Source organism: Micromonospora sp. KC213, from assembly GCF_004348325.1.
GTDB lineage: Bacteria > Actinomycetota > Actinomycetes > Mycobacteriales > Micromonosporaceae > Micromonospora.
Genome location: NZ_SMKF01000184.1, coordinates 1 through 11162, shown reverse-complemented (window position 1 = coordinate 11162; position 11162 = coordinate 1). Strand labels below are relative to the sequence as shown.

Annotated in this window: 12 protein-coding genes and 1 pseudogene; 8 read left to right on the top strand and 5 right to left on the bottom strand. The window is 73.1% G+C overall.

Going from position 1 to position 11162, the window contains the following annotated elements:
• From E1166_RS31190 to E1166_RS25975, 3 genes and pseudogenes are all read left to right on the top strand, one after another.
• Positions 1 to 380, top strand: a 380-nt coding sequence (locus tag E1166_RS31190) for a hypothetical protein (RefSeq protein ID WP_207914531.1), incomplete at its 5' end; no start/stop codon positions are given.
• A 146-nt stretch (positions 381 to 526) separates the two neighbouring features.
• Positions 527 to 985, top strand: a complete 459-nt coding sequence (locus E1166_RS25980; RefSeq protein WP_132342570.1) for a hypothetical protein — start codon at positions 527 to 529, stop codon at positions 983 to 985.
• A gap of 102 nt (positions 986 to 1087) precedes the next feature.
• Positions 1088 to 1720 (top strand): annotated as a pseudogene (locus E1166_RS25975) (pirin-like C-terminal cupin domain-containing protein); the annotation flags it as partial.
• A 49-nt stretch (positions 1721 to 1769) separates the two neighbouring features.
• Here the strand turns inward: E1166_RS25975 and E1166_RS32580 are convergent.
• Positions 1770 to 1898: a hypothetical protein gene (locus E1166_RS32580; RefSeq protein ID WP_256370857.1), complete on the bottom strand. Its 129-nt coding sequence runs from the start codon at positions 1896 to 1898 to the stop codon at positions 1770 to 1772.
• A gap of 138 nt (positions 1899 to 2036) precedes the next feature.
• Between E1166_RS32580 and E1166_RS25970 the strand changes: the two genes are divergently transcribed.
• Positions 2037 to 3626 (top strand): phospholipase D-like domain-containing protein, encoded by a 1590-nt coding sequence (locus E1166_RS25970; RefSeq protein ID WP_132342572.1) that lies wholly within the window; start codon positions 2037 to 2039, stop codon positions 3624 to 3626.
• Here E1166_RS25970 and E1166_RS25965 read toward each other — a convergent pair.
• Positions 3597 to 4316: a hypothetical protein gene (locus tag E1166_RS25965; RefSeq protein ID WP_243706395.1), complete on the bottom strand. Its 720-nt coding sequence runs from the start codon at positions 4314 to 4316 to the stop codon at positions 3597 to 3599. The two genes, E1166_RS25970 and E1166_RS25965, sit on opposite strands and share 30 nt — an antisense overlap.
• 367 nt (positions 4317 to 4683) lie before the next feature.
• On the opposite strand from E1166_RS25965, the gene E1166_RS25960 reads away from it, so the two are divergent.
• On the top strand, positions 4684 to 5505 hold the full coding sequence (locus E1166_RS25960) for a SigB/SigF/SigG family RNA polymerase sigma factor (RefSeq protein ID WP_132269335.1): 822 nt from the start codon (positions 4684 to 4686) through the stop codon (positions 5503 to 5505).
• Positions 5506 to 5604: 99 nt separating this feature from the next.
• Here E1166_RS25960 and E1166_RS25955 read toward each other — a convergent pair whose 3' ends face one another.
• From E1166_RS25955 to E1166_RS25945, 3 genes are read right to left on the bottom strand one after another with little or no spacing between them, the layout of a single operon-like run.
• Complete coding sequence (locus tag E1166_RS25955) at positions 5605 to 6198, bottom strand: GNAT family N-acetyltransferase (protein ID WP_132342568.1); 594 nt, start codon at positions 6196 to 6198, stop codon at positions 5605 to 5607.
• Complete coding sequence (locus tag E1166_RS25950) at positions 6195 to 7721, bottom strand: APC family permease (protein WP_132342566.1); 1527 nt, start codon at positions 7719 to 7721, stop codon at positions 6195 to 6197. Before E1166_RS25950 ends, E1166_RS25955 begins: the two co-directional genes overlap by 4 nt.
• Before the next feature lie 50 nt (positions 7722 to 7771).
• Positions 7772 to 8398, bottom strand: a complete 627-nt coding sequence (locus tag E1166_RS25945) for a GPP34 family phosphoprotein (RefSeq protein ID WP_132342565.1) — start codon at positions 8396 to 8398, stop codon at positions 7772 to 7774.
• A gap of 143 nt (positions 8399 to 8541) precedes the next feature.
• Here E1166_RS25945 and E1166_RS25940 point away from each other — a divergent pair, with 143 nt between their 5' ends.
• The 3 genes from E1166_RS25940 to E1166_RS25930 form a co-directional block, all read left to right on the top strand.
• Positions 8542 to 9384, top strand: coding sequence for a helix-turn-helix transcriptional regulator (locus E1166_RS25940; protein ID WP_132342563.1), 843 nt, complete (start codon positions 8542 to 8544; stop codon positions 9382 to 9384).
• 38 nt (positions 9385 to 9422) lie between these two features.
• On the top strand, positions 9423 to 9623 hold the full coding sequence (locus tag E1166_RS25935; protein ID WP_132342561.1) for a DUF397 domain-containing protein: 201 nt from the start codon (positions 9423 to 9425) through the stop codon (positions 9621 to 9623).
• A gap of 23 nt (positions 9624 to 9646) precedes the next feature.
• Positions 9647 to 11162, top strand: a 1516-nt coding sequence (locus E1166_RS25930) for a helicase-related protein (RefSeq protein ID WP_279433234.1), incomplete at its 3' end; no start/stop codon positions are given.

Here is an 11162-nt window from a genome sequence, read left to right as displayed (position 1 = left end):
CCCCCGAGCCTGTCCCGGCCCCGCAGCCGATTTCCTGGGCCCCTTCCCCGGCCGTGCTGGTCGCCGCGTGCGAGGAGGCCGAGCCGGCCCCGGTCGACGAGACCCCCGAGGCCGTCGAGGAGACCCCCGAGGAGGCCGAGCCGGCCGACCCGCGCATGGTTACCGCGCTGGTCTTCTCGGAACCGCTCCCGGCCCGCGGCCAGGGCCGGGCCGCCGAGATCCGGCGGCGGGCCGAGGCGTTCATGGCTGAGAACCCCGACCGCTCACAGCAGATCATCGCCGATTTGGTCGGTGTAAAGCGCTGGTCGATGCGCGACGCCCTCGCCGCAACCAAGCCGACCCCCGAGCCGGGCCTTCGGCTGATCAAGTCCAACGCCTGATCCGAGAGGACCGACCGTGACCCTGACCCCCACGCCCCGCCTGATCGCCGCGTACGTCGGTCCCGCGTCCGGCCTGGCCGCGTATCTGCGGTCGCTGGCACTGTCCGCCTGACTGCCTATCCTGAAGACCTGACGAAGGAGAGACCATGACCGAGACCCCGACCGCCGAAGTCACCCGCGAAGACGCCCTAGCCATGATCGGGAAGGTCTGGGCCGGCAACGCCGGGGACTACCTTTGGCGGGCGTTCGACGCCGGGGACTACCGGACCGCGCGGGACCTCGCCGCCGAGAAAATCGCCGCTCAGGCCGAGGAGGAGGCCCGCCGCGAGCGCGTCCGGCGTGGCGAGGAAGCCGCACGGCCCGAGGACGCCGCATGGTGGCTGCGCGAGAGCGTCGCCGCAGACGTAGTCGCCCAGTGCTCGAACCCATGGCACCGCAGCGGATCGGCCTACGCGCGCCAGCGCTGCCCGGAGTGCCCACCGTCGAGTACGGCGAAGCACGCCGCCGCGCGCCTGCGCGAGCTGGCCGGGGACGACACGTCAGACGGAGTCACGGTCGATCCGGCAGACCTGCGCCGCATCGCAGCCATGCTCGACCCGCGCTGACCGCCCACCGAGCGCCCCGCCCCGGACCCCGGGCGCGGGGCGTTTTGCGTTCCGAGGTGCCCCGGTATGTCCGTCTCTATATGTGTCTTTGGGCGCATGTTCGCAGGTAGCGGCCTGTTGCACATCGAGGCGCCACCGGAGCACCTGGTGATGAGCGGTGGCCTCTTCCACGGCCTCCAGCTCTGGGTCAACCTGCCCCGGGTGGCCAAGATGAAGCCCCCGCGCTACCAGGACATCCGGGGTCGGGAGGCGGCGCTGCTCACCACCCCCGACGGCGGCGCGCTGATCCGGGTCATCGCCGGCGAGGTGGCCGGGCACCAGGGGCCCGGGTCGACGCACACCCCGATCACTATCGCCCACGTGACGCTCCAACCGGGCGCGGAGCTGAACCTGCCCTGGCGGCCGGACTTCAACGCGCTGGTCTACGTGCTCGCCGGCCGGGGCACCGTCGGCACCGACCAGCGGCCCGTAGCCACCGGCCAGCTCGCCGTACACGGCGCGGGCGACGCGCTGCGGGTCACCGCCGACGACCGGCAGGACTCCCGAACCCCGGCGCTGGATCTCTACGTCATGGGCGGCCAGCCGATTCGGGAGCCGGTGGCCCACTACGGGCCGTTCGTGATGAACACCCGGGCGGAGCTGATCCAGGCCGTCGAGGACTTCCAGGCCGGCCGGCTCGGGGTGGTCCCGGCCGAGCGGATGCCGCACGCTGGCGGCCAGGCCGAGCGGCCCTGACCCGACCGCCGGGCGCCCCTGGTGGCGGGGTGCGGTGCCCGGCCCGGTCTCAGGAGACGGCAAAGATCCCGGCGACGCCGAGGATCACCATCAGCAACACCGCCAGGACCGCGCCCCGCTCGCTGGCCACGGCCTGGGGAGAGGTCTCGGTCACGGAGTTCGTGGTCTCGGCGGGCATGGCTGGTGCCTCCTCGGCGTACGTCGTCGCAAGGGATGCGGTGGTCACCCCGGTGGACGCATGCGGATCGCCTCCGGCGTGCGCCCGCCCGGCGGGGGACCTACCGTGAGGACGTTGTCGACCTCGGGGAGCTGGAACGTGGCGATCGAGAACTGGTTTCTCACCGCTGGGGAACGCGCCAACCCGGCCTCGGAATTACCCGCGTGGACGTCGGGAAACCTCGCCGAGCCACTCATTCACGGTGCCGCCTACTTCGACCGGCTGGTCACCGAGGTGGAGGCGCTCAGCCCCGGCGACCACCTCTTCTTCACCGACTGGCGCGGCGACCCGGACGAGCGGATGCGTCCGGACGGTCCCACCGTGGTGCAGCTCCTCGCCCGGGCCGCGCAGCGCGGTGTGGTGGTGAAGGGCCTAATCTGGCGTTCCCACCTCGACTCCCTGTCCTACAGCGAGGCGGAGAACCGCAGCCTCAGCGAGGCGGTCTGCGCGGCCGGCGGCGAGGTCCTGCTCGACCAACGGGTACGCCGCGGCGGCTCGCACCACCAGAAGCTGGTGGTGCTGCGGCACCCCGGCGCACCCCAGCGGGACGTGGCGTTCGCCGGCGGCATCGACCTGTGCCACAGTCGCCGGGACGGCGCCACGCACGCGGGCGACCCGCAGGCCGTGCTGATGTCGCCCCGGTACGGTTCCCACCCGCCCTGGCACGACGTGCAGCTGGCGGTGCGTGGCCCGGTGGTCGGCGCGTTGGACACCACGTTCCGGGAACGCTGGACCGATCCGATGCCGCTGGACTCGGAGAACCCGCTGGCCTACCTGCGCGACCGGCTGCGCGGGGCCGACCTCGACCCCGGCCCGTTGCCGCCGCAGCCGGCGGACCCCCCACCCTGCGGCCCGCACCACGTCCAGGTGCTGCGTACCTACCCCGCCGTACGTCCCCGCTACTCCTTCGCCCCGGACGGCGAGCGCACCGTGGCCCGGGGTTACACCAAGGCGGTACGCCGGGCGCGTCGGCTGATCTACCTGGAGGACCAGTACCTCTGGTCGGCCGAGGTGGCGGAGCTGTTCGCCGGCGCGTTGCGGAACAATCCGGACCTGCACCTGGTGGCGGTGATTCCCCGCCACCCGGACGTCGACGGCCGGCTGGCCCTGCCGCCGAACATGGTGGGCCGGGAGCTGGCGCTCAGGCTGTGCGAGCGGGCCGCCCCGGACCGGGTGCACGTCTTCGACGTGGAGAACCGGCAGGGCCAGCCGGTCTACGTGCACGCGAAGGTCTGCGTGGTCGACGACGTGTGGGCGAGCGTGGGCAGCGACAACTTCAACCGGCGGTCCTGGACGCACGACAGCGAGCTGTCCTGCGCGGTGCTGGACGACACCCGGGACACCCGCGCACCCACCGACCCCGCCGGCCGGGGTGACGGAGCCCGGCTGTTCGCCCGGGAGCTGCGCCTGCGGCTGTGGCGCGAGCACCTGGACCGGGACCCGGACGGCGCCCAGGACGCCGACCTGCTCGATCCTTCGTCGGCGGTGGCGGCGATCACCGCCGCGGCCGACGCGCTCCAACGGTGGTACGACGACGGCTGCCGTGGCCCGCGGCCCGCCGGCCGGCTGCGCCCGCACCGTCCCGAACGGCTGCACCGGCTGACCCGACTCTGGGCGCTGCCGATGTACCGGCTGGTCTACGACCCCGACGGCCGGCCGCTACGGGATCGGCGTGCCGGCACCTGGTGACCCGACCGGGGTCGGGTCGCCGGGGTACCGGGACAGCCCGCCGGGGTAGGCGAACGAGGTGCGGGGGGCGTAGAACGCCCAGGGGATGAGCAGCGGGTTCTCCGGGCGCAGCGCGTAGGCCGGGTGGCTGGGGTCGAGGAACTCCACGGATTCGATCTCGAACGGGGTGACCGGTTCGGAGATGAACGGATAGACCCCGCTGAGTAGCTCTCCGCCGTGGATCGTGAAGTAGCGGTGGTGCCCGCTGCGCACCTCGTGCCCGGTGTGCCCCACCCGGGCGCGGGTGCGGATCACCGACACCCCGTCGGCCACCGTCTCGGCGACCAGCAGGTCGCCGCGCAGGTCGATGGTGGTCCGGCCGAGCACGGCGGGGGCACCCCGGGCGGCGGCGTAGTCCCGCTGCCGAGGGCTGGAGGTGACGTAGTGGGTCCACCAGCCGCCGGGGGACGTCCCGCCGGGTGCGTCCACGCCGACCAGGGCCACCCCGAGGTAGGTCAGCGAGTACGCGCCGAAGCCGGAGGTCTGGGCGGCGTCGTCGACGACGTACTGGTTCATGAAGACCTGCCGGTCCGCCCGCGGGCGCAGGCCGGGGGGGACCAGCGCCGCGACGCCGTCGGGATCCGCCGGCAGCCAGCTGACATGCAGCGTGCGGCTGTCGACGACGAGCTGCGGATCCGCGGGATCGAGCACGCTTCCTCCGTACCTGTGGGTGTACCCGCGACGCTACGGCCGGCCGCCGGAATGCGACAAGGACGGAAAGCAGACACTCACCGTCACATGTCGGGTACGTGCTTGACCGGTCGGTCACGCCGGCGTCGCCGTCCGAGGCGGACAGGCGGCCGTTCGGGTCACGACAGGACACCCGATGGCTGGTTGCGTCCGTCGCCATTTTGCCGGTTACCACGCACTTAGTGGCCTGATGCCGCTTAAGTGCATCGTACTTTCGGCTAGATTTTGTCAGTCCGATAGGGCTATGGTTGCTCCCGAAAGGACTACCACGCGCTACACCAAAGCGTCACGTCTTTGAACCGCGGACGAGGTGCAGGGAGGACCACCCATGACCGCGCCAGCGATCACCCGACAGACGACAGCGGCACCGCCCACCCCGAAGCCGGATCCGCGCGCACTCACCGACAGCGCCGCCGACCTGCTCGACGCCATGGCCGCGCTGCCCGCCGACCATCCGTCCCGGCCCGCCCTGCGGGACCGGGCGATCGAGGCCTGGCTGCCGCTGGCCAACCACCTGGCCCACCGCTACAGCGGTCGCGGCGAGCCCACCGACGATCTGGCGCAGACCGCCGCCGTCGGCCTGATCAAGGCGATCGACAAGTTCGATCCGTCGCGCGGCGTCGATTTCGCCGGCTACGCCATCCCGACCATCATCGGTGAGCTGAAGCGGCACTTCCGCGACCGCACCTGGGACATCCGGGTTCCCCGCCGCCTCCAGGAGCTGCGGCTGGCGATCTCCGACGCGAACAGCGCGCTGCTTCAGACGCTGGGCCGCTCGCCCACGGTCACCGACATCGCCGCCCACCTCAAGCTCACCGAGGAAGAGGTCCTCGAGGGCCTGGAAGGCGCCCGGGCGTACAACGCGGTCTCCCTGTCCACTCCGACCGGCGACGGTGACCGGGCGACCGAGCTGGGCGACCTGCTCGGCGACGAGGACGGCGAGTTCGAGCTGGCCGAGCTGCGGGTGGCCCTGGGCCCGGCGTTGGCCACGCTGGACGAGCGCGAGCAGAAGATCCTCACCCTGCGCTTCTACGGCAACCTGACCCAGTCGCAGATCGCCGAGCAGATCGGCGTCTCGCAGATGCACATCTCGCGGCTGCTGGCCCGGGCATTGACCAAACTGCGGGGGCAGCTCGACGGCACGTACTAGGCAGGGATGCGGCGGCCGGGTCGGGCAGACCCGGCCACCGCGGCATCCCTCGGCCCGGTCGGCGGTTCGCCGGCCGGGCCGCTTTGTGCCCGCCGGCCCTCAGCGACCGGAGGGCTTGCGCCACATCGGGAAGAACGGCGTCCCGTCCGGCAGCCGGAACGGCTCGCGACCGACGTACCCGTGTCGGGCGTACAGGTCACGGCTGCTCTCGCTGCTCGCCTCCAGGTACGCCGGCACTTGCTCGGCGTCGAGCACCGCGTGGTGGTGCCGCAGCAGCGCGGTGCCGATGCCCTGCCCCTGCCTCTGCGGAGCCACCGCGAGGAACGCCAGATGGTGGTGCTCGTCGTGCGGATGGTGAGCCTCGAACAACGCGTCGAGGTGGCGGAAACGGTCGATCCATTCGCCGCACGCGCCGGCCAGCCGGGCGTCGTAGTCGGCCGGAGGCGGTGCGGGTTCACCCACCTGCGGGAACCAGACCGCCACCCCGGCCCGGTCGGCGGTGCCGTAGACCAGCCCGTGCCGCATGGCATGGTCCACCAGGATCTCGAAGTGGCCGGTCAGTGCCGCCTCCCGCTTGCTGGCCTCCGGCACCAGCCAGACCGTCGCCGCCAGCACCTGGAACGCGTCGGCGATCCGCACGGCGACCGCGCGGGTCTCCCCCGGGCCGAGCCGCTCGATGGCCGGCCCGCTCACCGGGACGCCCCCGTCCCGGCCGGCGCCGGTTCGGCCGTGGCCGTCTTCAGGGTCGCCGCCGTGCTCGCCGCGCCGAGGCCGATGCGGGCGTACACGTCGGGGCGGGTGCGTCGCAGCACCAACCCCCAGAGCACACCGAGCAGCGCGGTGACCGGGTAGACCGCCGGGACACCCCAGCGCAGCGGGGAGTCCGGCGCCACGCCGAGCAGGATGGCGAAGTTGTCCACCGCCACCACGATGATGGCGACCAGCGCGACGGCCGCGAGCCCGGGCGCCACCAGCCGCCGCCACAGGTTCTCGGTCGAGGCGTGGCGGGTGAAGAAGGCGATCACCGCGATGCTGGTGGCGGCGATCAGCAGCAGCACCCCGAACCCACCGCCGGTGCCGGCCCAGTAAAAGAGCTGAAGGACCGGATCCCAGCCGTTCAGCGCGTACAGCAGGATCACCACCAGACCGAGCAGGCTCTGCGCCAGCGAGGCGACCCGGGGCGAGCCGGTGCGCGGCGAGGTTCGGCCGAAAGCGGCCGGCAGCACCCGCTCCCGGCCGAGGGCGAACGCGTACCGGGCCGTGGTGTTGTGGAACGAGATCATCGCGGCCAGCACCGAGGTCATGAAGAGCGCCTGGCCGATGGTGACGACGGTGCCGCCGAGGTGCGTGCCGGCCAGGTTGAAGATCAACCCAACGCTCTGCTCACCGGCCTGCTGCGCGATGTTCTCCGGCCCGGTGGCCACGGTCATCGTCCAGGACGACAAGGCGTACACCCCGGCGATGATCGCGATCGACAGGTAGGTCGCCAACGGCACGGTCCGCTTCGGATCCTTGCTCTCCTCGCTGAACACCACCGCCGACTCGAAACCGACGAAGCCGGTCGTGGCCAGCACCAGCGCCGCGCCCAACCCCGGCACCAGCAGGTTGGCCGGGGTGAGCGCGTCGAGGCTCACCGCACCGCCGGCCGGGTTGCCGAGCTGGCCCAGGTCGAACACCACGATCACCAGGATCTCGGCGATCAGCAGCACCGCCAGTACCAGGCCGTTGACGTCGACCCGCAGCAGACCGAGCGCGGCGACCACCGCCCAGGCCGCCAGTGCCACCAGAGCCCAGTGGGGTTCGACACCGAACAGCGTGCCGAACACGGGTGCCGACGCCGCGCCGATCGCGCCGTAGAGCCCCACCTGCAGGGCGTTGTACGCGACCAGCGCCGCCCAGGCCGCGCCGACGCCCGCCGGTCGGCCGAGCCCATGGGAGACGTACGCGTAGAAGGCGCCGGCGTTCTCCACCCGGCGAGCCATCGCCACGTATCCGACGGAGAAGAGCGCGAGGACGGCGGCGACGACGAGGAACGCCAGCGGGATGCCGGTGACGCCGGTGACCGCGTACCCGGTGGTGACGACGCCGGCGACCACGGTGAGCGGCGCGGCGGCGGAGAGGACGAAGAAGATCACCGAGGGTACGCCGAGCCGGCCCCGGGCCAGCGCGTCGGAGACGTTGCTGGGGCGTTGCAGCGTGGCTGTTGTCGGGGGCATGGCAGCTGCTCCGGTTCGAGGTGAGGGGTGGGAGGTGGTGGTGGTGCGGTTCAGGGGGCGCCGCGCAGCACGGCCGCGCCGACGGCGGCCTCGGTGTGCGCCACCAGCTCACGCAGCGGGGGAGGCAGCGCCGGAACGAGCACGCCGAGGCGGTGGTGGGCCCGGGGGCTGGCGCTCCACAGCACCTCCCGGCTCAGCCCGGCGGCGGCGACCAGCCCCAGCAGCACCGCGTCCGGCACGGTGGGGGGCTCCGGCCGTTCGAGCAGCGCCCGCAGCCGGGTCGCCGGCCAGGCGATCGCGTTGAGGTCGATCGGCCGGTAGCTGACGCTGGTGCGCAGCAGCCGCCGGCTCTCCTGCCGGCGCAGCACGCCGGCCCGGGCCAGCCGATCCCCCACCGAGGTGGTCGACGACTGGGCCAGGAAGGCCAGCCAGGTGCGGATCTCCCGGTGTTGGGATTCGCCGATCAGCTGGTCCAGCACGGTGTGCGCGAGCGCGTCGACCGGGGGACGCCGGTCGATGACGGTGACCCGGCCGTCGGCCACCGTGAGGTGTCCGAAGAGGACCAGCTCACCGAGGAGCGCACCCGCGAGCCCCAACCCGGTCGCGGTCGGGTGAAGTTTCGCCTTGCCCCGATTGTCGTTGTGGACGATGAGGAAGAACTCGTCAGCGATGAGCAACGAGCCTCCAACGCGGTGAGTCCACAGGTGATCGACGCCGGGTGACAGGATGCCCGCACCTACCGCCGGATGCAACTCCCGGAATCGCCGGTTGCACTACGTGCACCCATGAGCTGCGAATCTTCGCGTGACAGACTCGGAGGGTGACCGTCAGTCCCACCGTTCGTCGCCGCCGGATCGCCCGGGAACTGCGCCAGTTGCGCGAGCGTTCCGGCATGACCCTGGACGTCGCGGCCCGCCAACTCGACATGTCCAAGAGCAACCTCTCCCGCATCGAGAACGCCCAGATCGGCATCAAGCCGCGCGACGTCCGCGCCGCGCTCGCGCTCTACCAGGTCACCGGGGCGGACGCCGAGGTGTTGATCGAGATCGCCCGGGGCGCGCAGCAGCGCGGCTGGTGGCAGAACTACAGCGACGTGCTGCCGGAGTGGTTCGAGTTCTACGTCGGACTGGAGGCCGAGGCGGCCCGGCTACGCACCTACGAGGCGGAGGCGGTGCCGGGGCTGCTGCAGACCGAGGCGTACGCCCGCGAGGTGTACCGACGCACGGCCGGTGAGGAGGGGTTGGAGCGCAAGGTGGCGGCGCGGCTGCGTCGCCAGGAGGTGCTGCACCGGGACGACCCGGTCGAGCTGTCGGTGGTGCTCAACGAGGCGGTGTTGTGCCGGCGGGTGGGCGGGCCGACGGTGATGGCGGAGCAGCTGACCCACATGGCACACCTCTCCCGATCACCCAACGTGACGATCCAGGTACTTCCGTTCTCGGTGGGTGGACACCCCGCGATGAGCACCCCGTACGTCATCCTCAACTTCGCCGACGCCGCCGACGCATCCGTGGTCTACCTGGACAATCTCACGGCAGGCCTGGCACTGGAGGAGGCCGCGCACGTGCGCGGGTATAGCCTTGTGCACGAGGAGCTGCGCCGACTGGCACTGTCTCCAGCGGACTCCACAGCCCGCCTGGAGGCGGCTTCTCGTCACTTTGCGTGACCGCATGACGGCGCGCTCGGGGGAACGTGAGGTACGGGATGATCACGCTCGACGTGGCCGGGGCGGACTGGCGCACCAGCACCCGCAGCATCGGCAACGGCAACTGCGTGGAGGTTGCCGCGGTGGGCGACGGGGTGGCCGTACGCGACAGCAAGAACCGGCCGGGACCGGTGCTGGTCTTCCCGGCTTCGGCCTGGACCGCCTTCGTCGCCGGCGTCGAGGCGGTACGCCCCGGCTGATCCCGGGGTGCCACAGTGGCACCGTGCTCTCCGACGTCTCCTGCACGCTGCCGGTCAGCCCGGCGCTCCCGACGCTGGTCGGTGCCCTCTCGGCCGGGGGTACCGCCGTCCTGGTGGCGCCTCCCGGCACCGGCAAGACCACCCTGGCCCCGCTCGCCGTCGCCGACCGGGTGGCGGGTCGGGTACTGGTCGCCCAGCCGCGCCGGGTGGCCGCCCGCGCCGCGGCCCGCCGGATGGCCGACCTGCTCGGCGAGCCGGTCGGCGGGCGGATCGGGTACGCGGTGCGCGGGGACCGACGCGCCGGCCCGGCCACCCGGGTCGAGGTGGTGACCACCGGGCTGCTGCTGCGCCGGTTGCACCACGACCCGGAGCTGCCCGGGGTGGGTGCCGTCCTGCTGGACGAGGTCCACGAGCGACAGCTCGACGCCGACCTGGCGCTCGCCTTCGCCGTGGAGGCCCGGGCCACGCTCCGCCCCGACCTGTGGCTGCTGGCGATGTCGGCGACCCCGCAGGCCGACCGGTACGCCGCGCTGCTCGGCGGTGTCGACGGGCCGGCCCCGGTGGTCCGGGCCGAGGGGGCGCTGCACCCGGTGACCCGGGTCTGGGCGCCCCCGCCCCGACCGGTCGCGCCGCCCGGCGCGGGCCGGGTGGACCCGGCCCTGCTCGACCACGTGGCGGCCACCGTCCGCCGTGCGTTGCGGGAACGCGACGGGGACCTGCTGGTCTTCCTGCCCGGGGCGGGTGAGATCGCCGCCGTCGCCCGACGGCTGACCGACCTGGCCGGCGAGGTGGCTGTGCTGCCGCTGCACGGACGGTTGTCCGGCGCGCAGCAGGACGCCGCGCTGCGGCCGGCGCCGCACCGCCGGGTGGTGTTGGCCACCACCGTGGCGGAGAGCAGCCTGACCGTGCCCGGAGTGCGGGTGGTGGTGGACGCCGGGCTGAGCCGGGTGCCCCGCACCGATCTGGCGCGTGGGCTCGGTGCCCTGGTCACTGTGCCGGTGTCCCGGGCCGGGGCCACCCAGCGCGCCGGCCGGGCCGGCCGCCAGGGCCCCGGGTACGTGTACCGGTGCTGGTCGGCGAGCACCCACGAGCGGCTGGCGGCGCAACCCGAACCGGAGATCTCCACCGCCGACCTGACCGGTTTCGCGCTGCAGCTGGCGGCCTGGGGAAGCCCGGACGGTGCCGGCCTGGCCCTGCCCGACCCGCCGCCGCCGGCCGCGCTGGCCGTGGCCCGGGAGACGCTGGCCACCCTCGGCGCGGTCGACTGCGACGGTCGGATCACCGCCCGTGGGCGGGCGTTCGCCGCCGCCGGGATCCACCCTCGGCTGGCCCGCGCGCTGCTCGACGGGGCTGAACGGGTCGGCGCGGACCGGGCGGCCGAACTGGTGGCGCTGCTGGCCGAGGAGGGGCTGACCGGCCGGGACGACGACCTGGCCGCGGCCTGGCGGCGGCTGCGCGCCGGTGGCGACCCCGCCGCCACGGCCCGCTGGCGGGCGGAGATACGCCGGCTACGCGCCGCCCTACCCACCGGGCAGGGTG